The organism is Pseudomonas sp. 65/3-MNA-CIBAN-0223 (genome assembly GCF_040310425.1).
Taxonomy (GTDB): Bacteria; Pseudomonadota; Gammaproteobacteria; order Pseudomonadales; family Pseudomonadaceae; genus Aquipseudomonas; species Aquipseudomonas gregormendelii.
In genome coordinates, this window is the sequence record NZ_JBEOPV010000005.1 from 168,443 (window position 1) to 189,577 (window position 21,135).

General features: G+C 59.3%; 21 protein-coding genes and 1 pseudogene. 9 read left to right on the top strand and 13 right to left on the bottom strand.

Annotated features, from left to right (window positions below; genetic code table 11):
* Positions 1-289: 289 nt before the first annotated feature.
* Both AAEZ09_RS07465 and AAEZ09_RS29390 read left to right on the top strand, forming a co-directional pair.
* Positions 290-1,835: pseudogene (locus tag AAEZ09_RS07465) on the top strand (BCCT family transporter).
* Between the two features lie 44 nt (positions 1,836-1,879).
* A complete protein-coding gene (locus tag AAEZ09_RS29390) occupies positions 1,880-2,239 on the top strand; it encodes a hypothetical protein (RefSeq protein WP_205940125.1) in 360 nt (119 codons plus the stop codon).
* 198 nt (positions 2,240-2,437) lie between these two features.
* On the opposite strand, the gene choV is transcribed toward AAEZ09_RS29390, so the two are convergent.
* The 3 genes from choV to AAEZ09_RS07480 form a co-directional block, all read right to left on the bottom strand.
* Positions 2,438-3,616 carry a choline ABC transporter ATP-binding protein gene (gene choV, locus AAEZ09_RS07470; RefSeq protein WP_122841189.1) on the bottom strand — a complete coding sequence of 393 codons (1,179 nt, stop codon included), beginning with the start codon at positions 3,614-3,616 and terminating at the stop codon, positions 2,438-2,440.
* Complete coding sequence (gene choW / locus AAEZ09_RS07475) at positions 3,613-4,458, bottom strand: choline ABC transporter permease subunit (protein ID WP_045060006.1); 846 nt, start codon at positions 4,456-4,458, stop codon at positions 3,613-3,615. Before choW ends, choV begins: the two co-directional genes overlap by 4 nt.
* 76 nt (positions 4,459-4,534) lie before the next feature.
* Positions 4,535-5,485 (bottom strand): choline ABC transporter substrate-binding protein, encoded by a 951-nt coding sequence (locus AAEZ09_RS07480; RefSeq protein WP_045059885.1) that lies wholly within the window; start codon positions 5,483-5,485, stop codon positions 4,535-4,537.
* Between the two features lie 435 nt (positions 5,486-5,920).
* On the opposite strand from AAEZ09_RS07480, the gene AAEZ09_RS07485 reads away from it, so the two are divergent.
* Positions 5,921-7,297: an L-serine ammonia-lyase gene (locus AAEZ09_RS07485; RefSeq protein WP_045059886.1), complete on the top strand. Its 1,377-nt coding sequence runs from the start codon at positions 5,921-5,923 to the stop codon at positions 7,295-7,297.
* 540 nt (positions 7,298-7,837) lie between these two features.
* Complete coding sequence (gene gbdR / locus AAEZ09_RS07490) at positions 7,838-8,941, top strand: choline metabolism transcriptional regulator GbdR (protein ID WP_045059887.1); 1,104 nt, start codon at positions 7,838-7,840, stop codon at positions 8,939-8,941.
* An 89-nt stretch (positions 8,942-9,030) separates the two neighbouring features.
* Here gbdR and AAEZ09_RS07495 read toward each other — a convergent pair whose 3' ends face one another.
* From AAEZ09_RS07495 to choX, 5 genes are all read right to left on the bottom strand, one after another.
* Entirely contained in the window at positions 9,031-9,294 is a 264-nt protein-coding gene (locus AAEZ09_RS07495) for a hypothetical protein (RefSeq protein ID WP_045059888.1), read from the bottom strand.
* A 448-nt stretch (positions 9,295-9,742) separates the two neighbouring features.
* Positions 9,743-10,237, bottom strand: a complete 495-nt coding sequence (locus AAEZ09_RS07500; RefSeq protein WP_350598863.1) for a thioesterase family protein — start codon at positions 10,235-10,237, stop codon at positions 9,743-9,745.
* Between the two features lie 147 nt (positions 10,238-10,384).
* Positions 10,385-11,350 (bottom strand): L-carnitine dehydrogenase, encoded by a 966-nt coding sequence (locus AAEZ09_RS07505; RefSeq protein ID WP_122841195.1) that lies wholly within the window; start codon positions 11,348-11,350, stop codon positions 10,385-10,387.
* 140 nt (positions 11,351-11,490) lie between these two features.
* Positions 11,491-12,378: a 3-dehydrocarnitine:acetyl-CoA trimethylamine transferase CdhC gene (cdhC, locus tag AAEZ09_RS07510; protein ID WP_205892073.1), complete on the bottom strand. Its 888-nt coding sequence runs from the start codon at positions 12,376-12,378 to the stop codon at positions 11,491-11,493.
* 90 nt (positions 12,379-12,468) lie between these two features.
* Positions 12,469-13,413, bottom strand: a complete 945-nt coding sequence (choX, locus tag AAEZ09_RS07515; protein WP_045059892.1) for a choline ABC transporter substrate-binding protein — start codon at positions 13,411-13,413, stop codon at positions 12,469-12,471.
* A gap of 207 nt (positions 13,414-13,620) precedes the next feature.
* Here choX and AAEZ09_RS07520 point away from each other — a divergent pair, with 207 nt between their 5' ends.
* A complete protein-coding gene (locus tag AAEZ09_RS07520) occupies positions 13,621-14,565 on the top strand; it encodes a GlxA family transcriptional regulator (protein WP_205892074.1) in 945 nt (314 codons plus the stop codon).
* A gap of 30 nt (positions 14,566-14,595) precedes the next feature.
* On the opposite strand, the gene AAEZ09_RS07525 is transcribed toward AAEZ09_RS07520, so the two are convergent.
* On the bottom strand, positions 14,596-15,012 hold the full coding sequence (locus AAEZ09_RS07525) for a DUF3010 family protein (protein ID WP_045059894.1): 417 nt from the start codon (positions 15,010-15,012) through the stop codon (positions 14,596-14,598).
* Positions 15,013-15,080: 68 nt separating this feature from the next.
* Entirely contained in the window at positions 15,081-15,995 is a 915-nt protein-coding gene (locus AAEZ09_RS07530; RefSeq protein WP_350598867.1) for a LysR family transcriptional regulator, read from the bottom strand.
* 182 nt (positions 15,996-16,177) lie between these two features.
* On the opposite strand from AAEZ09_RS07530, the gene AAEZ09_RS07535 reads away from it, so the two are divergent.
* Positions 16,178-17,512, top strand: coding sequence for a nucleobase:cation symporter-2 family protein (locus tag AAEZ09_RS07535; RefSeq protein ID WP_045059896.1), 1,335 nt, complete (start codon positions 16,178-16,180; stop codon positions 17,510-17,512).
* A 62-nt stretch (positions 17,513-17,574) separates the two neighbouring features.
* Complete coding sequence (locus AAEZ09_RS07540) at positions 17,575-18,084, top strand: nucleoside deaminase (RefSeq protein WP_045059897.1); 510 nt, start codon at positions 17,575-17,577, stop codon at positions 18,082-18,084.
* 151 nt (positions 18,085-18,235) lie between these two features.
* Here AAEZ09_RS07540 and AAEZ09_RS07545 read toward each other — a convergent pair whose 3' ends face one another.
* From AAEZ09_RS07545 to AAEZ09_RS07555, 3 genes are all read right to left on the bottom strand, one after another.
* Positions 18,236-18,559 carry a helix-turn-helix domain-containing protein gene (locus AAEZ09_RS07545; protein WP_045059898.1) on the bottom strand — a complete coding sequence of 108 codons (324 nt, stop codon included), beginning with the start codon at positions 18,557-18,559 and terminating at the stop codon, positions 18,236-18,238.
* The gene (locus AAEZ09_RS07550; protein WP_045059899.1) at positions 18,543-18,797 is read right to left on the bottom strand and encodes a type II toxin-antitoxin system RelE family toxin; all 255 of its coding nucleotides are present in this window, start codon (positions 18,795-18,797) and stop codon (positions 18,543-18,545) included. Before AAEZ09_RS07550 ends, AAEZ09_RS07545 begins: the two co-directional genes overlap by 17 nt.
* A 99-nt stretch (positions 18,798-18,896) precedes the next feature.
* Complete coding sequence (locus AAEZ09_RS07555; protein ID WP_045059900.1) at positions 18,897-19,298, bottom strand: lysozyme inhibitor LprI family protein; 402 nt, start codon at positions 19,296-19,298, stop codon at positions 18,897-18,899.
* 247 nt (positions 19,299-19,545) lie between these two features.
* Here AAEZ09_RS07555 and AAEZ09_RS07560 point away from each other — a divergent pair, with 247 nt between their 5' ends.
* Together AAEZ09_RS07560 and AAEZ09_RS07565 are read left to right on the top strand one after the other, a co-directional pair.
* Complete coding sequence (locus tag AAEZ09_RS07560; protein ID WP_008033250.1) at positions 19,546-20,523, top strand: dipeptidase; 978 nt, start codon at positions 19,546-19,548, stop codon at positions 20,521-20,523.
* Between the two features lie 78 nt (positions 20,524-20,601).
* Positions 20,602-21,132 carry a DUF5943 domain-containing protein gene (locus tag AAEZ09_RS07565; RefSeq protein WP_350598870.1) on the top strand — a complete coding sequence of 177 codons (531 nt, stop codon included), beginning with the start codon at positions 20,602-20,604 and terminating at the stop codon, positions 21,130-21,132.
* Positions 21,133-21,135: the final 3 nt, after the last annotated feature.

Sequence of the window (21,135 nt, forward strand, 5' to 3'; positions counted from 1 at the left end):
AAAGAATAAGCTCTGCGACAAATCGTCGCTATTTACAGTTTTTTGCCTGCGTGTAAATGGCGATAAACCGACATCCAAAATCGCTCGAAACCTGTGCGCCCCGGTGCTTGCGGACTTTCAGGCATTTTCGGGGTGTCTTTATATCACCCGCTGGTCGGCTGCCAACTAACCGATTGGTCGGGTACCGCTTTGCCTTGTGTTCTTCTCTCGCACTGCCCGGAGCATCTGTGCCATGAGTTCTGCCTCTCTTATAAAGACCCCACCCGAGAAGGTGACGGTCAACGGTTGGGTGTTCTACACCTCTACCGCGCTGATCCTGTTGTTGACCGCCATTCTGATCATTGCCCCGCAAGAGGCCGGCAGAGTGCTCGGCGTCGCCCAGGCCTGGTTGTCCCGCAGCTTCGGCTGGTACTACATGGTGGTGATTGCCGCTTACCTGGTGTTTGTCATCGGCCTGGCGTTCTCGTCCTACGGCAAACTCAAACTGGGCAGCAAGGACGACACCCCGGACTTCAGCTATGGCGCCTGGGCGGGCATGCTGTTCTCGTCGGGTATCGGCATCTCGCTGTTGTACTTCGGTGCTTCCGAACCGCTGGATCACTACTTCAACCCGCCGGAAGGCGTGGCCGGCAGCAACATGGCTGCACGTCAGGCGGTACAGCTGACGTTCCTGCACTGGGGCCTGCATGGCTGGGCGATTTATGCGCTGGTCGGCCTTGCCGTGGCGTATTTTGCCTACCGTCATAACCAGCCGCTGGCGCTGCGTTCGGCGCTGTATCCACTGGTGGGCGAGCGCTGGGTCAAGGGCGCGGCCGGTCATGCGGTGGATGGCTTCGGGATGTTCGTGACCCTGCTGGGCCTGGTGACCAATCTGGGGATCGGGTCTCTGCAAGTGTCGTCGGGCCTGGAAAACCTGTTCGGCATGGAGCACAGCAACACCAACCTGCTGATTGTGATCATCGTGATGAGCACCGTGGCGACCATTGCTGCCGTGTCGGGTGTGGAGAATGGCATTCGTCGGCTGTCCAACCTGAACATCATCCTGTTCAGCGGCCTGTTGATCTTCGTCCTGCTGTTCGGCCCGACGCTGCATCTGCTCAACGGTTTTGTGCAGAACATTGGCGACTACCTCAACGGCGTGGTGCTGAAAACCTTCGACCTCTATGTGTATGAAGGCGACGCTGACAAGACCGAGCGCTGGATGGGCCTGTGGACCCTGTTCTATTGGGCCTGGTGGATCTCCTGGGCACCGTTCGTGGGCATGTTCATCGCGCGTATTTCCCGTGGGCGCACGGTGCGTGAACTGGTGGCCGGCGTGTTGCTGATTCCCCTGGGCTTCACCCTGGCGTGGCTGTCGATCTTCGGTAACTCGGCCCTGGACCTGGTGATGAACCATGGTGCAGTGGAGCTCGGCAAGACCGCGCTGGAACAGCCGTCCATGGCGATCTACCAGCTTCTCGAGCACTACCCGGCGTCGAAAGTGGTGATCGGCGTGTCGATCTTCGTGGGTTTCGTGCTGTTCCTGACGCCGGCGGATTCCGGCGCGGTGATGATGGCGAACCTGTCGTGCAAGGGTGGCAACGTTGATGAAGATGCGCCGCACTGGTTGCGGATCTTCTGGTCTGCGGTGATCACGCTGGTGACCATCGGCCTGCTGTTCGCCGGTAACTTCGAAGCCATGCAAACCATGGTGGTGCTGGCTGGCCTGCCGTTCTCGGTGGTGCTGGTGTTCTTCATGTTCGGCTTGCACAAGGCCATGCGCCAGGACGTGCAAATCGAACAGGAGCAGGCGGAGCTCGCAGCCCGTGGGCGGCGCGGTTTCAGCGAGCGCCTGACCCAGCTGGACCTGCAACCGAACCAGTCGATCGTTCAACGTTTCATGGACAAACAGGTGACCCCGGCGCTGGAAGAGGCGGCGGTTCTGTTGCGTGGCCAAGGCCTGGATGTGCAGACATTGCTGGGCAAGGCCAAGCGCTGCATGGGCCTGCGGATCGAGATGGAAGAGGGTAACCCGTTTGTCTACGAAGTGAGCCTGGATGGCTACCTGGCGGCGGCAAGCGAGACGGTCTCGGCTGAAAGTGTCGATGAACCCCGGGCACGCTACTACCGCGCCGAGGTTTACCTGCACAATGGCAGCCAGGATTACGATCTGATGGGTTTCACTCAGGATCAGATCACCCGTGACGTGCTCGATCAGTTTGAAAGCCATCGGCAGCTCCTTGGGCGGGTCTATAGCTGAGTAGTCAAGTAAGCGGTGTTGCTGTCTGAAGCACCGCATCGGCTTTATCGCCAGCAGGCTGGCTCCCACAAGAGCATGCATTCCAATGTGGGAGCCAGCCTGCTGGCGATGGGGGCTTCTACTTCAACGACTGCATCACCCGATATCCCATAAACAAAAACGCCGCGATCCTCTCGCGGCGTTTTTGTGTCTGTTGTGTTACCCCAGGTTCTTGCCGAGCAGCGCGTGATACAGCTCGCTGTCGCCCAGAATCCCCACCACCTGGTTGTTGTCATGCAGCACCAGTTTGTTGCCGGTCTGGTAGCGAATCTGCAGCGCATCGCGCATGCCGATATTGGAGTCCACCAGGGTCGGCCGACGACCCAGGCCGTCCACTGCCTGCCCCGGTGCCCAGTTCTGCAGATCCAGGCTCGCACCGTTCTGGCGGGCGCCCTTGATGGTGTTGCCTTCGGCCAGGTCCAGCCATGAATCGCCGCCCGGGTCGAGGCATACCGAACCGTTGATGCGTTTGCACTTGTCCAGGGTGCGCATGAGGCTGCGGCCGCACAGCACGTTCAACGGGTTGGTGTGGGCGACGAAGGTGCGCACGTAATCGTCCGCAGGGTTCAACACGATCTCTTCCGGCTTGCTGTACTGGATGATCCGGCCGTCTTTCATGATCGCGATGCGACTGCCCAGCTTCAGGGCCTCATCAAGGTCATGACTCACGAAGACGATGGTCTTGCTGAGCTTGCTCTGCAGTTCCAGCAATTCATCTTGCAGGCCCTGGCGAATCAGCGGGTCGAGGGCCGAGAACGGTTCGTCCATCAGCAGAATGTCGGCGTCCATCGCCAGCGCGCGCGCCAGGCCGACGCGTTGCTGCATGCCGCCGGATAGCTCGTCGGGCTTTTTATTGCGCCACTGGGTCAGGCCGACCAGCTCGAGTTTTTCATCGACCAGCTTCTTGCGTTCCTTCTCCGGACGCCCCTGCATTTCCAGGCCGAAGCTGATGTTTTCCCGCACCGTCAGCCAAGGCATCAGGGCGAACTTCTGGAACACCATGGCGATGCGCTTGGTGCGCATCATCTTCAGCTCTGCCGGGGTACAGGAAGCGATGTCGATCTGCTTGCCTTCGTGTTCGACGAACAGCTTGCCACGACTCACGGTATTGAGGCCGTTGATGCAGCGCAGCAGGCTGGATTTGCCGGAACCGGACAGGCCCATTAGTACGCAGATTTCACCTTTATCGACATCCAGGCTGGCTTTTTCCACGCCGACGATTTGCCCGGTTTTTTTCAGGATCTGGTCGCGGGTCATGCCCTGATCGAGCAGCTTGAGCGCCTCGCGCGGGTCCTTGGAAAAGATTACGTCGACGTCTTCGAAGCGAATAATGCTCATGCGTCACCCCCTACTTTAGCGTCGGGTTGTTTGCAGATGCGGTCGAGCATGATCGCCAGCAGTACGATCGCCAGGCCCGCTTCGAAGCCCAGGGCGATATCAGCAGTGTTCAGTGCGTTGACCACGGGTTTGCCCAGGCCATCGGCGCCCACCAGTGCGGCAATCACCACCATCGACAACGACAGCATGATGCACTGGGTGATACCGGCCGCAATGCTTGGCATCGCGTGGGGCAGTTCAATCCGTGAGAGCAATTGACGACGCGAGCAGCCGAAGGCTTTGCCGGCGTCCATCAGTTCCTGTGGAACATCCCGGATACCCAGGTAAGTCAGGCGGATGGGCGCGGCGATCGCGAACACCACCGTGGAGATCAGCCCCGGCACCACGCCCAGCCCGAAGAGGGTCAGGGTAGGAATGAGGTAGACGAAGGTCGGCACGGTCTGCATCAGATCGAGCACCGGACGCATCATGGTGTAGAACATCGGCTTATGCGCGGCAACGATGCCCAGCGGCACGCCGATGACCACGCAGACCAGGGTGGCGAACAACACCTGGGCGAGGGTTTCCATGGTTTCCTGCCAGTATCCCAGGTTGAGGATCAGCAGGAAGGAGGCGATGACGAAAACTGTCAGTCCCCACTTTCGTTGAATGAAATGCGCAAGTAGTGCGATAAGGCCGATCAATGCCAGCGGGTTGAACCAGGTCAGCGCAAAAGTCACGCCGTGGATCATCGTTTCCAGAGACACGGCGATGGCGTCGAAGGTGTTGGCGCCATGTTGCGTCAACCATTCGACGAAGCTCGCAATGTACTGGCCTAGAGGGATTTTCTGATCAATCAGCATGGTATTGAACGTCCGCATGCAAGGAAATAACAGCCCGGGTGAGCACGCTCACCCGGCATAAACGATGCTCCTGAATTCAAGGCTGCGCGAGTTTGGCTTTCACGGCCTCCAGGCCTGGTTTACCGTCAATGGTGGTTACGCCAGCGAGCCAGGTATCGAGCACCTGTGGATTCTTTTTCAGCCAGGCCTTGGCAGCCGCGTCAGGCTTCATCTTGTCGTCCAGGACGTTGCCCATCAGCGTGCTTTCCATGTCGAGGGTGAACGCCAGGTTCTTGAGCAACTGACCAACGTTGCTGCATTCCTGGGCGTAGCCCTTGCGGGTGTTGGTGAAGATGGTCGCCTGGCCGAAGTTGGGGCCGAAGAAATCATCGCCGCCGGTCAGGTACTTCATCTTGAAGCGCGTGTTCATCGGGTGTGGCTCCCAGCCCAGGAATACCACGGCGGTATTGCGCCGCTGCGCGCGATCGACTTGCGAGAGCATGCCTGCCTCGCTGGACTCGACGACCTTGAAGCCGGCTTCCTTGAGGCCGAAGGCGTTCTTGTCGATCATGCTCTGGATCAGACGATTGCCGTCGTTGCCAGGTTCGATGCCGTAGATCTTGCCATCGAGCTCTTTCTTGAACTTGGCGATGTCGGCGAAATCCTTCAGCCCCTTGTTATACAACTCTTCGGGAACGGCGAGGGTGTATTTCGCGTTTTCCAGGTTGGCGCGCAGGGTCTCCACGGTACCGGCATCACGATAGGCCTTGATGTCGTTCTCCATGGTCGGCATCCAGTTGCCCAGGAACACGTCCATGTTCTTGCCATCTGCCAGCGACTTGTAGGTCACCGGCACGGAGATCATTGTAGTTTTGGTCTTGTACCCCAGTGCGTCGAGCACGACGCTGGTGGTAGCGGTGGTGACGGTGATGTCGGTCCAGCCGACATCGGAGAAGTTTACGGTGCTGCACTGGGCCGGTTCTGCAGCTTGCGCCAGAACCGGCAGACTAAGCATGGCGGCCAACAACAACGACGGGGAACCTTTCATTGACTGACTCCTTGGTGTTTTTTTCGGCAGTGTTCCGACTGGACCACCGCACTTATAGGTTGCGGTTGGATGGCGTTTTCAGACAGCTCTACCTCGGCGCCTTGCAATCGAGTCGATACGATCATGTACCAGTGAAAATCTGACGCCTACAGGGTGCGTCGTAACCAGTACAGGGATGGTCGCATCCAGTGTCGGTGACGTCGTTTACAGCTTTTTTCTGCCCTGTTTGTCCCTCTGCGCCGTAAAAAAACGGCGGAACCATAGCGTTGGCGACTCGCGGCGTTGGTGGACAAGAGTGCGTCGGTTCGAGACGTCGAACGACCGGGTAAAAGCCTGATGATGCAGCCACATCGGCGGATTGCAGCTTGAGCGTAGCAGCTCCGTCACTGGGCGCTTTTGCGTCTGGAGTTGGGCATATCCAGGAGTTCGGCAGTAATGGCTATCAGCGTTTTCGACCTGTTCAAAATCGGCATCGGCCCTTCCAGTTCGCACACGGTGGGGCCTATGCGCGCCGCCGCACTGTTCGTGCAGGGCCTGCGAGAGAAGGGGCTGCTGGATCAGGTCCGGCGCGTCGAAGTGCAGCTGTATGGTTCGCTGTCGGCCACCGGCATCGGTCACGGTAGCGACAATGCGGTGATCATGGGCCTGATGGGTGAGTGGCCGGACGCGATCGATCCGTCGCAAATCGGCATTCGTATCGCCACCCTGCGCGAAACCGACGAGTTATTGCTCGATGGTCATCTGCCGGTGCCGTTCATCTGGGCCCGGGACATGCGCCTGATCGATGAAAACCTGCCGTTCCATCCCAATGCCATGACGTTGGTGGTTGAAGGTGATACGGGCGAACTGCACCGCGATACCTACTATTCAGTGGGTGGCGGTTTTGTCGTGGATCAGGCGCAGGCCAGTAGCGGCGTGGTGGATATGGACCGCACCGAGTTGCCTTACGATTTTTCCAGCGCGGTCGAGTTGTTGAGCTTGTGCCAGAAGCACAACCTGCGAGTTGCCGAACTGATGATGGCCAACGAAAAGGTCTGGCGCAGTGAAGACGAAATTCGTGCCGGCCTGATGAAGCTCTGGCGAGCCATGCAGGAGTGCGTCGAGCAAGGCCTCAAGCATGAAGGCATCCTGCCCGGTGGCCTGAATGTGCGACGTCGCGCCGCCAGGTTGCACCGCAGCTTGCAGGAGCTGGGCAAGCCGAATGTGATCGGCTCGACGCTGAGTGCCATGGAATGGGTCAACCTGTTCGCCCTGGCCGTCAACGAAGAGAATGCGGCGGGTGGGCGCATGGTCACGGCGCCGACCAACGGCGCGGCGGGGATCATTCCTGCGGTGCTGCATTACTTCATGAAGTTCAGCGAAGCGGTGACTGACGCCAATGTCGTCGACTATTTCCTGAGCGCGGCGGCTGTGGGGATCCTGTGCAAGAAGAACGCTTCCATCTCCGGGGCTGAAGTCGGCTGCCAGGGTGAGGTCGGTTCGGCCTGCGCCATGGCGGCGGCGGGGTTGGCGGAGATCCTCGGTGCCACGCCGGAGCAGCTGTGCAACGCGGCTGAGATTGGACTTGAACACAACCTGGGGCTGACGTGTGACCCCGTGGGCGGACTGGTGCAGGTGCCTTGCATCGAGCGTAATGCAATTGCCGCGGTGAAGGCGATCAATGCGGCGCAGATGGCGTTGCGCGGTGACGGGCAGCACTTTATCTCGCTGGACCGGGTGATCCGGACTATGCGTGATACCGGGGCGGACATGCATGACAAATATAAGGAAACCTCGCGCGGTGGATTAGCGGTCAGTGCGGTGGAGTGCTGATATCGGGTTGAACCCATCGCGGGCAAGCCCGCTCCCACAGGATTTGCTGTGCAACCAAGAAGTGGGGCACACCACAGATCCCTGTGGGAGCGGGCTTGCCCGCGATGTTGCCAGATCAGTCAAAATCGCGCGCAAAGTGAACACACCATCCTTGATACGCCACCTTTTAGCGCGTCGCTTACAGATAAGCGACTTCGACAGGATCAGGGATCCCAATCGTCGCTGACCACCTGTCACCTGTGCTTGTGGTGACACTCTTTCAATACACGCCGCAGCGCTGTTCCCACAAGTGCTACCGATTTGCTCACACGCTAAGGGACAGAGCGCTTGATGCGATTGATGGCACTTATATCCCCCCACTCTACGTGGTCATATACAGACACATTCCGACGTCGTTTTCAGGAGTTATTGAACGCGCATTCAATTTTAGGCATGGCAATTGCTCTGTCATTACAAAGCCCGTCTCCCACGCGAGAATGATGGCAATAACAAGAGCCTCCGCCTGAGGCCATCACCCGCTTTGTGTGAGGAGATATTGCGATGACGACGTTCAACTCCGGGACTCAACCCCAGAACCGTGCGCCTCAATCCATCGGCTTTTTGCTGCTGGACAATTTCACGCTGATTTCTCTGGCGTCCGCAGTGGAACCACTGCGCATGGCCAACCAGTTGTCCGGTCGCGAGCTGTATCGCTGGACTACACTCACCGTCGATGGCGGGCAGGTCTGGGCCAGTGACGGCCTGCAGATCACCCCCGATTGCTCCATGCACAAGGCTCCCGCGCTGGACACCATCATTGTCTGCGGTGGTATTGGTATCCAGCGCACGGTCACCCGCGAACACGTTTCATGGCTACAGAGCCAGGCGCGCCAGTCGCGTCGTCTCGGCGCAGTGTGCACGGGTAGCTGGGCCCTGGCGTGCGCCGGGCTGCTGGACGGTTTTGATTGCAGCGTGCACTGGGAATGCCTGGCATCGATGCAGGAAGCTTTCCCGCGCGTGGCCATGAGCACCCGGTTGTTCACCCTCGACCGTAATCGCTTCACCAGCTCTGGTGGCACTGCGCCGCTGGACATGATGCTGCACCTGATCAGCCGTGATCACGGACGCGAACTGTCGGCCGCGATCTCGGAAATGTTTGTCTACGAGCGCATCCGCAATGAGCAGGATCACCAGCGTGTGCCGCTCAAGCACATGCTTGGTACCAACCAGCCGAAGTTGCAGGAAATCGTCGCGCTGATGGAGGCCAATCTGGAAGAGCCGATCGACCTGGATGAGCTGGCGGTATACGTCGCGGTGTCGCGTCGACAGCTGGAGCGGTTGTTCCAGAAGTACCTGCATTGTTCGCCGTCGCGCTACTACCTGAAACTGCGCCTGATCCGCGCCCGGCAGTTGCTCAAGCAAACACCGATGTCGATTATCGAAGTGGCGTCGGTATGTGGCTTCGTGTCCACTCCGCATTTTTCCAAGTGCTATCGCGAATACTTCGGTATTCCGCCGCGTGACGAGCGTGTGGGTTCCAACACCACGCAGCAGGTAGCAATGATGCCGCTGCCGCAGGCACTGGTGCTGTCGCCATTGTCGGGGCCGTTGTCGGCATTGAGTCAGGCGCGTAATGAGTCGACTTTTGCCAGCGTAAGGCTCTAAACCGGGTCGCCTTCATCGCGGGCAAGCCTTGCTCCCACAGATTGCTGCTGTTATCTGTGGGAGCAAGGCTTGCCCGCGATGGCTTCCTATCAGGCGCTACGGCTCTGCTGATACGCCGCCAATGCTGGCAGCAATTGCCTGTCGATCGCCTGGCGCACAGCCGGCAGGATGGTTGCGCTGCTGGTGTACATCTGCTTGACCATGGTCCGTAGCGTTATCGCCCGTTCATCGTTCAAACCTCGCACCGCGCATTCGCAAGCCTGCTCGGCTGTGGAGCCGCTGGGTACTTGAAAGCCCAATGACTTCAGCTGGCCCAACAGGTCTTCCTGGTCAATCAAATCGGCGTGCATCATGACGCAATCCTTCTTCAGGGAACGGTGTCGTATCTCGATTCTCATCGGGGGGCGCGGTGGCGGCAAGGGCGATTTTTCGTAATGGCCGCGATACCTATGAACAGGTCGTTTTCGGCTAATTGCGTTAAGAGAGGAGTGGGCACACTGGTTACAGCTGGCTTCACGAAGGTTGGTCACCCTCGCGCAACGGCTCCTCAACAGTACCCACCTCTGCCTCGATCCTGTCACGGCTTGATCGGGGTTTTTTTTGCCTGTGGATCAGCGAAGGATGTTGTGCCTGGGCTGATGCCTTCGCGGGCAAGTCGAACCGCCGCTCCCCAGGTTAAGAGTCGGCCCTCAAGTTCGTGGTCTCCGCGATCCTGTCGGAGCAAGGCTTGCCCGCGATGAACGATGACGCGGTTTCAGCGCTGCAATACTTCATTTCGGGAGTCGGCAAAAGCGGCGGCGTTCAACGGCGATCCCCTGGTTGTTTTTTTGCGGGTAATGCGATCACTCGGCCAATGTACTGGGGCGGCGGCACGTCGGTTTGCCCGGCGACGAGGGCTTGCAGACTGGCCAGGGTGTCTTCGCCGAAGGGCGCGGATCGGGGGCCGGCGAGGTCGACGTGCAGCAGCATTTGCTCATTACCCGCCAGCTCCTTGACGTCACCCACTAGGTGCAGGCTGTGATAAAGGTGCAAGCGCTTGCTGTCGTGGCCGATGATCCGGGTGTGTACTTCGACCTCGGCGTCGAGCTTCACTTCGTGCAGGTAATTGAGGTGCAGTTCGAGGGTGAAGAGCGAGTTGCCGCTGGCTTCTCGGTGGCTGCTGTCCATGCCGAGGCGATCCATCAGGGCGTCGGTGGCGTAGCTGAAGATCAGCAGGTAGAACGCGTCGCGCAGGTGGCCGTTGTAGTCGACCCAGTCGGGGATGATTGTGGTTTGGTAGGTGGTGAGGGTAGGCATTGTTTCTGGTTCCGATGATGAGGGAGGCTGGGCTGGCCCCATCGCGAGCAGGCTCGCTCCCACACTAGGGGTTGCTCCCATAGCTGGCCAACCTGCAATCAGTGTGGAAGCGAACCTGCTCGCGATAGGGCCAGGCCTGCTGATGCTCTACTCGCTAAAAGCCATCCCGTGCTTCTGCTTGGTGGTTTTCACCGCTTCCAGCACCGCCAGCAGGCAATCATCACGATAGCGCTCCAGCGCTGAAATGCTGTGGGTACCCAATTGATCACTGGTCCCGTCGACCACATCGTCAATCAACTTGTCGGTCAGTTCCGGCGCCGGCAGGTAGGTCCACGGCAACTGCAACGCCGGGCCAAACTGCGCCATGAAATGCCGCATGCCGGCATCGCCGCCTGCGAGGGTATAGGTCAGGAAAGTACCCATGAACGACCAGCGTAGACCCGCGCCAAAGCGAATGGCATCATCGATTTCACCGGTGGTCGCCACACCATCGTTCACCAGGTGCAGCGCCTCACGCCACAGCGCTTCGAGCAATCGGTCGGCGATAAAGCCGGGTACTTCCTTGCGCACATGCAGCGGACGCATGCCCAGGGATTCGTAGACTTTCATCGCCGCTTGAACAGCTTCCGGAGCCGTGTTTTTACCGCCCACCACTTCCACCAGGGGCAGCAGGTAAACCGGGTTGAACGGGTGGCCAACGACGCAGCGTTCCGGGTGGGTCGAACTCTCGTAGAACTCGCTGGGTAACAGGCCCGAAGTGCTGGAGCCGATCAAGGCGTCGGGTTTGGCTGCTGCACTGATCTTGCTGTGCAATTCGAGTTTCAGGTCCAGGCGCTCGGGGGCGCTTTCCTGAATGAAATCGGCATCGCGCACACACTCTTCGATGGTCGCGACAAAGCGCAGGCGATCCTGCGAAGCGCCGGGGGCCAGGCCTTGTTTTTCCAGGGCGCCCCAAGCGTTGGCGACGCGTTTGCGCAGGGCGGCTTCAGCACCAGGAGCGGGGTCCCAGGCCACTACGTCGAGGCCGTGGGCGAGGGCGCGGGACACCCAGCCGCTGCCGATGACACCGCTGCCCAGGGCGGCGAAGGTTTTGATTTCGGTGATGAACGTCATGGCGACTTCCTAAAAGAATTCGGTGATCCCTGCGGGAGCGGGCTTGCCCGCGATGACGGTATTCCTGCCGAAGAAAATGTATCGGTAGTACCGGCGCTATCGCGGGCAAGCCCGCTCCCACAGGTGAGGTGTGATTCGGCTCAGCCGCGCTTGGTCAGGCCCATTTTTGCCCGGCCTTCGGCTGGGGTCAGGACACGGGCGCCGAGGCGGCTGAGGATTTCGCTGGCGCGCTCCACCAACTGGCCATTGGTGGCCAACACGCCCTTGTCCAGCCAGATGTTGTCTTCCAGGCCGACCCGCACGTTGCCGCCGAGCAGTACCGCTTGCGCAGCCATCGGCATCTGCATGCGTCCGATGCCAAAGCCGGCCCAGACGGCGTTGGCTGGAAGGTTGTCGACCATGGCTTTCATGGTGGTGGTATCGGCCGGTGCGCCCCACGGAATGCCCAGGCACAGCTGGAACAGCGGATCATCGAGCAAGCCTTCCTTGATCATCTGCTTGGCAAACCACAGGTGCCCGGTGTCGAAGATTTCCAGCTCGGCCTTAACGCCCAACTCTTGTATGCGCTTGGCGCCCGCGCGCAGTTGCGCCGGTGTGGATACGTAAATGGTGTCGCCATCGCCGAAGTTCAGCGTGCCGCAATCCAGGGTACAGATTTCCGGCAGCAGCTCTTCGACGTGGGCCAGGCGTGTCAGGGGGCCGACCAGGTCAGTGTTGGGGCCGAATTCCATCGGGTTTTCGCCAGCGCCGATTTCCAGGTCGCCGCCCATGCCGGCGGTCAGGTTGACGATGATGTCGACGTCCGCTTCGCGGATGCGCTCCATCACTTCGCGGTACAGCGCCACATCCCGGCTGAACTTGCCGGTTTCGGGACTGCGCACATGGCAATGCACCACGGTGGCGCCCGCCTTGGCGGCTTCCACGGCCGCCGCTGCGATTTGCTTCGGGGTGACCGGTATGTGCGGGCTCTTGGCGGTCGTGTCGCCAGCACCGGTAAGTGCGCAGGTGATGATGACGTCGTGGTTCATGAGGCAGGTTCCTGTTCTTTAGGGGAATGGCGGGCGTGATGAGTCCGTTAGCAGCCCGTTGGGGGCTGCAATTGGGCGTTCAGTCAGGGTTTATTTACTGGTCAGTTTCAGGTTTTCAGCGGCCGGTTTGCCGTCGAAGGTGGTCACGCCTTCGAGCCAGCGCTGTTTGTCCTGGGGGTGATCATTGAGCCACTGTTTGGCCGATTCGAATGCGTCCTTGTGATCCAGCAGCGGCTGCATCATCCGGCTCTCGTCTTCGGCGGAGTAGGTCAGGTTACTGAGCAGGCGGCCGATGTTCGGGCATTGCTGGGCATAGTTCGGCGAGGTAACGGTCCAGACGGTGGCCATGCCTTCGTTCGGGCCGAGCGCATCGTCGCTGCCGGTGAGATAGGTCATCTGCACATTAACGTTCATTGGATGCGGCGCCCAGCCGAAGAACACCACGGCTTCCTTGCGCCGCACGGCACGATCCACTGCCGCGAGCATACCGGCCTCACTGGACTCGACCAGCTGGAATTTGCCCAGGCCGAACTGGTTCTTGGCGATCATCGCCTTGATCTGGGTATTGGCACCCGAGCCTGGCTCGATCCCGTAGATCTTGCCGCCCAGTTCTTTCTCGAACCTGGCGATGTCGGCGAAAGTCTTCAGGCCTTTGTCTGCCAGGTAGGTCGGCACGGCAAGGGTCGCGCGGGCGTCTTTGAGGCTTGGCGCATCAAGCACCTTGACCTGTTTCGCGTCGACGAAAGGAGTGATGGTCTGGGTCATCAGCGGGTTCCAGTACCCCAGGAACAAGTCCAGGCGCTGGTCGCGGATCCCGGCGAAGATGATTTGCTGGGACGCGCTGGTTTGTTTGGTGTTGTAGCCGAGGCCGTCTAGCAGCACCTGAGTCATGGCGCTGGTGGCGATCACGTCGGTCCAGTTCACCACGCCCATGCGTACGTTCTGGCAAGAAGCGGGTTCGGCCGCCATGACACTGGCGCTCAGGAAAGCGGTACCGCTCAGTGCAAGAACACAGCTGCTGATGAGTCGTTTCATGTCGGGTTCCTCGGCAGACGTTATTGTGGGTTCCGATGTCTATGTGCACCGGTGATGCCAAGTTACGCAGCTAAGACCCCGTCAACACGCACTACGGCGACCAGCTCTTGCACTGGAGCGACCTGCCCCTTGAATGCCGCTTGCAACTGGCGTATCAACGTCCACACGCTTCCCGCCCTCTCGTTACCTGCCAGTCGAGTGCGCTCCATGTCCCAGGATTTCTACTTCTTGTTGATGCCGGGTTTTTCGGCCATAGGGTTTATCTCGGCCATCGAGCCGCTGCGGGTGGCCAATCGCTTTCGCGGTGAACTTTATCGCTGGCATGTGCTGAGCGCCGATGGCGGTGCTGTTCTGGCCAGTAACGGCATGTCGGTCAACGCCGATGCCGCGCTGGAGCCGCTCGCAAAAGGGGCGACGTTGCTGGTAGTCGCCGGCTTCGAACCGCTGAAATTCGCCACGCCCGCGCTTGAGCACTGGCTGCGCCGGCTGGACAGCGACGGCGTGACCCTGGGCGCCATCGACACCGGCAGCTTCGTCCTCGCCGAGGCAGGGTTGCTTGAGGGCCATCGCCTGACCCTGCACTGGGAAGCCATCGACGCGTTCAAGGAGTCCTATCCGCTGCTCAGCGTCACCCAGGAGCTTTTCGAGATCGACCGCAGGCGCATTACCTCGGCGGGCGGCACGGCGTCAATTGACCTGATGCTCGATCTCATCGGCCAGGCCCACGGTCCGGAACTGGCGATTCAGGTCAGCGAACAATTCGTACTCGGTCGCATCCGCCCGCGCAAGGATCACCAGCGCATGGAAGTAGCCAGTCGGTACGGCATTCGCAACAAGAAACTGGTGCAGGTGATCGGCGAGATGGAACAGCACAGTGAGCCGCCGTTGAGTACGCTGGCCCTGGCCGAATCGATCAAAGTGACGCGGCGCCAGCTGGAGCGCCTGTTTCGCTTGCACTTGAATGACACGCCGAGCAATTTCTATCTGCGATTACGACTGGAAAAGGCCCGGCAACTGCTGCGGCAGACGGACATGAGTGTGCTGGAAGTGAGCATTGCGTGCGGGTTTGAATCGCCGTCGTATTTCACCCGCAGTTATCGGGCGAAGTTTGAGCGGTGCCCGCGGGAAGACCGACGTACCGCAAAAGCATGAACACAGAAAATGTAGGATCTGCGTGCGCTATTACTTCTTCATCAGCGCAGAACACGCCGCCTTGTACGCCTCATGCTGATATTTGTTCAGCGTCCCCGGCAGTTCAAAATTGTGCTTCTTGGCCTGGGCATTGATCGTCTGTGGCGACAGCAGCGTCACCTCACAACTGTCCAGCAACTGAAAAACCCCTTCGATCTTGAAGGTGGTCGGCCCACCGGCAAACTCGCCTTTCTTGCTGCGCTTCTTGATCACGATCCGGTCGATTGAGTTCTCCCGAATGAACGATGCCACCTGTGCGGCAAACACTTTGACGTTGGCCGCTTCGTCGTCATCGTCCAGGGCAATTTTCTTGGTGGCCAGGGGCAGGTGGCTGAGCGCCTGATTGTCGAGGGACGCGACGGCGATGATGGCTTCACTGCCTTTGATTTCAATGCCACAGATTTTCATTTCGTGCCCTTCCAAGTCGGTAAAGAGTGATGGTGGCGCAGCCTTGAGGTGAAGTCACGGCATGAGTGTTACAGGGTGGTGGACTGCCCCCGACGATCCAGTTCAAATACTTTGTTCTGTTGCAGGCGCGTCTTCAGCCAGCGTTCGGCTTTGCCCATCTTGCGGGTACGGGCCCAGAGCAGGTCAACACCCACATGCCAGTCGGTGTGGGGATACGCAGCCAATTGCAGTTCGACCAGTTCGCCATTGGCCAGTTCACGCTGGATCAACTGGCGCGGCAACGTGGCCCAACCGAGGCCGGCACGGACCATTTCCAGCAGCGCCAGGTAGTTTTCGGCCTGCCAGATCCGAGTGGAACGCAGGTACTCGCTGCTGGGCAGCTTTTCGGCGTGTGCGCTAAACGCCAGGCGGCGATGCACGTGCAGGTCTTCGAAGGTCACGCTGCTCAATTTCGCCAGCGCATGTGCGGGGTGACAGACGTGCAGCATGATCAGCTTGCCCATCTGCTGGAATTCGAGCTGCGGCGGGTACTGCGGCTGGGAGAAGGCGATCCCCAGCACGGCCTGGCCCTGGGCTACGAGTTCGCTGACATCCCCATATACAGGGTGCCTGATCACCAGATCGACATAGGGGAAAGCCTCTTCGAACTCCAGCAGCACCGGCATGACGGCGTTGTAGGGCGTTTCAATGGCCAGTGACACGCTGGGTTCGATCGCGTCGGACAGGCAATCCGCATGGGCCTGGAGGGTCAGGCAACGTTCCAGCACCGACTGCGCCTGCAACAACATTTTCTGGCCGGCCTGGGTCAGCACCGGGTTGCGATTCGAGCGATCGAACAGTTCCACGCCCAGGTCCTGTTCCAGATTGGAAATCGCCACGCTCACGGTTGATTGAGTCTTGCCCAGCTTGCGCGCGGCCGCTGAGAACGACCCGCTGTGCACGGCCTGGACGAATGTTTGCAACTGGTCCAGAGAGAACTGCATGGGCGTGACCTCAAGCGAATATATCTATCGTTAAAAACGATGGTTGCTCATTTGCTCCATCGTTTACAAGCAGAGAATATCGGACCTGAAACGACCTCTTCTGCTGCATCGATTTGCGCTGTGCCTGGCCTGTGGACGCCTCCCAGGACTACAAGAAAAAAGCACTTCAGGAGACATTCGATATGAGCAATTCACAGGTTCATCCGGTGGACGAAATCCTGCCGGTTCGCCAGTTGGTGACATTCGGTTTGCAGCATGTACTGGTGATGTATGCAGGTGCGGTGGCGGTACCACTCATACTGGGCAGCGCACTGGGGCTGACGTCGGCGCAGATAGTGACGTTGATCAATGCGAATCTGCTGACGTCGGGCATCGCCACGATGATTCAGACCCTCGGCTTCTGGAAGTTCGGGGCGCGCCTGCCGCTGATACAGGGCTGTTCATTCATTGCGCTGGCACCAATGATCATGATCGGCAAGGAGTTCGGGCTCACTGAAGTGTTCGGCGCGGTGATCGCGGCGGGGGCGATCACCATTGCCATGGCGCCCGTGTTCAGTAGGTTGCTGCGGTTCTTTCCGCCCGTGGTGATCGGCAGCCTGATCACCATCATCGGCATTTCCCTGATGCCTGCCGCGGCAATCTGGCTAGGTGGCGGCAATCCTGATTCCGCAGATTTCGGTGCGCCATCGAACCTGCTGCTGGGGCTGGCCACGGTCATCGTTACATTGGTGATCTATGCCAGGTTTTCCGGCTTCATTGGCAACCTAAGCGTATTGATCGGCTTGTTCGTGGGCAGCCTGATCGCGGCAGCGTTCGGCATGACGCACTTCGGGCAGGTGAGCAGCGCAGCCTGGTTCGAGCTGAGCCCGCCCATGGCCTTCGGCATGCCGCAGTTTTCACTGATGCCGATACTGGTCATGACGTTGGCGATGTTGGTGATCATGGCCGAAACCACCGGTAACTGCCTGGCGATCGGCAAATTGACCGGCAAGACCACCACGCAAACAACTCTTGGCAATGCATTCCGTGCCGATGGGCTATCAACAATGCTCGGCGGGTTGTTCAACAGCTTCCCCTACAACGCCTTCACCCAAAACACCGGCCTAATTGCGCTCTCCAACGTCAAGAGCCGGTATGTCGTGGCTTCGGCGGGGGCAATCATGGTGCTGATGGGCCTGTTTCCCAAACTGGGTGCGCTGATCGCAGCGGTGCCGACGCCGGTGTTGGGCGGTTGCGCCGTGGTGATGTTCGGCATGACCACGGTGGCCGGTATCCAGGAGCTCTCACGGGTGACATTCGAGGGGACTCGCAACGCAATCATCGTTGCCGTATCGATAAGCGTCGGTGTGCTGCCGATGTCGTTCCCGGCGCTGTTCGAACACGCCAGCGGCACTCTCAAACTGGTACTGGAAAGCGGAATCTTCCTCGGTGCGATCACCGCGATTGTGCTCAATATCCTGCTCAATCCGCAGAGCAGGCGCGAGCCGGTGGCACCCGCCGCCGAGCTGGCCGACTGACAGGTGTTTAGCCCCTGGCCGACGCGGTCAGGGGCACAGTTGAACATAATAAGGAGTTTCACATGACAAGCTTCACTTGCGCTGTACCTGCCGGCATCACCGAGCTTGATCTGCAACTGCTGCGCCGCTCTCTCGAACTGGCAGAGGACTCGAAGGCCCGTGGTCGTCATCCGTTTGCTGCACTGGTCGCCGATGGGGCCGGTAACATCATTGCGGCGGCGGGCAATAATTCCATGCCGCCGGAAGGCGATCCCACCCAGCATGCCGAACTCGCTGCAGCCGCGCAGGCGGCCAAGCTGCTAAGCCCGGCAGACCTGGCACAATGCACGCTCTACACCAGTGCCGAACCCTGCTGCATGTGTGCGGGGGCGATTTACTGGACGGGCATTGGCCGAGTGGTCTACGCGCTGTCCGAGCATGCCTTGCTGGGGCTCACGGGTGGCCACCCGGAAAACCCGACGTTCTCGTTGCCGTGCCGGGAAGTGTTCGCGCGCGGCCAGCGACAGATTCCGACATTCGGGCCGATGTTGGAAGCAGAGGCTGCGCGCGCGCATGAAGGGTTCTGGACGTGACTGGGTAGGGCGGTTTTTGCTGAGTGGAGGCGGGGCTGCCTCCCTTGGCTTTGGGGTTTGATGCTGGGGTTTAATGGTGGAAAAGATCGCAGCCTCGTTGCACTCGACAGCTCCTACACAGCTCCTGCACCGCTTCTACGGAGGCAATTTCCTACAGTTCGAGTTGATCGGCGCCTATTCCAAATGCAGCGGCAATCTTTTCCCGGGTCGCCTTTCGAGGCTTGGCAACTGTCTCCTGCTGGGCGAAGGCCGGCTGAGAAATACCCATACGTTTGGCGACTTCGTCCTGGGTGAGGTTAAGGTGTTCACGCCAGGCGCGAATAGGCGTCGCTCCGTCAACGATACGACTGACTACCTCGTGAGGAATCAGATCGGGTTCAATTTTGCGTGCGACGTACTGGGCATAGGGAATGACGACGAAAGCGGGATTGCCATCCGCATCGTTGATGATTTGAACGTCAGTAGGTGCGTTCATCGCGTTTCTTGACCTCTTGAATACTGACCACTTTGATGACGCCATCCCAGTCGAACATGACGCGATAGCTACCCACTCGTAGTCGGTAGGCGTAGTCATGTCCCACCAGTGCTTTGACATTGTTCACGTCCGGCATGCAAGTCAGTAGCGTGACAGCATCACGGACTTTAACCTGATGGATGGAGTGCAATTTCAACAGCTGCTTAACGGCTTTGCGTGTCCAGTGGATGCTGTTCATTGGAAGAATATAAGTCTTTTATAAGACTATCAATCTTTACTTATATTCTCGCGAAGGCAAAGGCACCAACCGTGTCAGAATATTGCTCGGATTTCTAACTCACTCCTGCCCTATCGACTCCAAAAACTCCGACCTTTCATCACTCATGCGTGCAATGCAGTCATTTTGCGCAATGGTGAACGCCTTGCTGCCACTCGTCGCCGGGAACGCTTCGACTGCGCAATCGGCGTCTCGCGTCTTCAGCCATTGTTGCTGCGCCGCTTTGATTTTTGCGGTGATGTCTGCCAGCTGGGTCGGGTTCTTGCCGTAGAGTATTTGCATGCGCTCGGCCAGGGTCTGGTAGTTGTCCTTGAGCAGGTCTTCGGCGGCGGTTCGGCCATAGACCGAGCATTCGAGGGTCTGGACGTCGTTTTCGACAGCGTCGCAGGGGGTGGTCTCGGACTCTTCTTCCGCGTGTACGGCCGTGGCGATCAATGCCAGAACCAGAAAGATCATTTTCATTGCGCTGCCGTCCCTCATTCCAGTTGAACCTCAGTGAAGCATCCAGTCGTGCAGCGGATTCTGGCTCAACCTGACGGGCTTGAACAGGCGGGCGAGCAGGGGTGGCGACGACCCTTTGTCGCGGATTGACGCTTTCGGCAATTCCCCTGTCGTTTTTGCACCCGGCTGTCCCGGTGCTCAGGCATATGCTGGCTCCAAAGCGCCGGCACACGATTCGGCGCATGAATCGACAATAGGGGACAGCCTGATGAGCCCAGCCGAACTGCACGCCGACAGCATCGTTATCGACGGGCTGATTATCGCCAAGTGGAACCGTGAGCTGTTCGAGGACATGCGCAAAGGCGGCCTGACGGCGGCCAACTGCACCGTGTCGGTGTGGGAGGGCTTCCAGGCCACCGTCAACAACATCGCCGCGAGTCAGAAGCTGATTCGTGAAAACAGCGACCTGGTCATTCCGGTTCGCACCACCGCCGACATCCGCAAGGCCAAGGAGCAGGGCAAGACCGGTATCCTCTTCGGCTTCCAGAATGCCCACGCCTTTGAAGACCAGATCGGCTATGTCGAGGTGTTCAAGCAGCTCGGCGTCGGTATTGTGCAGATGTGCTACAACACCCAGAACCTGGTCGGTACCGGTTGCTACGAGCGCGATGGTGGCCTGTCCGGTTTCGGTCGTGAAATCGTCGCCGAGATGAACCGAGTTGGCGTGATGTGCGACCTGTCCCACGTCGGTTCGAAAACCTCTGAAGAGGTGATTCTCGAATCGAAGAAACCCGTCTGCTACTCCCACTGCCTGCCGTCGGGCCTGAAGATTCACCCGCGCAACAAATCCGATGAAGAACTCAAGTTCATTGCGGATCACGGCGGCTTTGTCGGCGTAACCATGTTCGCGCCGTTCCTCGCCAAGGGCATCGATTCGACCATCGACGACTACGCCGAAGCCATCGAATACACCATGAACATCGTCGGCGAAGACGCCATCGGCATCGGCACCGACTTTACCCAGGGTCACGGCCAGGACTTCTTCGAGTACCTGACCCATGACAAGGGTTACGCCCGCCGCCTGACCAGCTTCGGCAAGATCATCAACCCGCTGGGCATCCGCACCGTCGGCGAGTTCCCGAACCTCACCGAAACCTTGCTCAAGCGCGGCCATAGCGAGCGCGTGGTGCGCAAGATCATGGGCGAGAACTGGGTCAACGTGCTCAAAGACGTCTGGGGCGAATAAGCCGCCGCACTTCTGAATCCTTACCTGCGGCCATCCGCGCCGCAGGCAACACCCCAATTTTTCTGGAGTTATGTTTCCATGGCCAAGATCGCCCCGCAATTGCCTATCGAAGTCGACAGCGAGACCGGTGTCTGGACCTCCGATGCCCTGCCGATGCTGTACGTGCCACGTCATTTCTTCGTCAACAACCACATGGGCATCGAGGAAGTGCTGGGCGCCGACGCCTATGCCGAAATCCTCTACAAGGCCGGCTACAAGTCCGCCTGGCACTGGTGCGAAAAAGAAGCCGAATGCCACGGCATTGAAGGCGTCGCGGTGTTCGAGCACTACATGAAGCGCCTGTCACAACGCGGCTGGGGCCTGTTCAAGATCCAGGACATCGACCTCGATAAAGGCACCGCCAGCGTCAAGCTCGAGCACTCCGCATTCGTCTACGTGTACGGCAAGGTCGGGCGCAAGGTCGACTACATGTTCACCGGCTGGTTTGCCGGTGCCATGGATCAGATTCTGCAAGCCCGCGGCAGCCAGATCCGCACGGTTGCCGAGCAAGTCTACGGTGGCTCCGAAGAAGGCCACGACGACGGTTTGTTCACCGTCAAGCCGTTGTAAGTC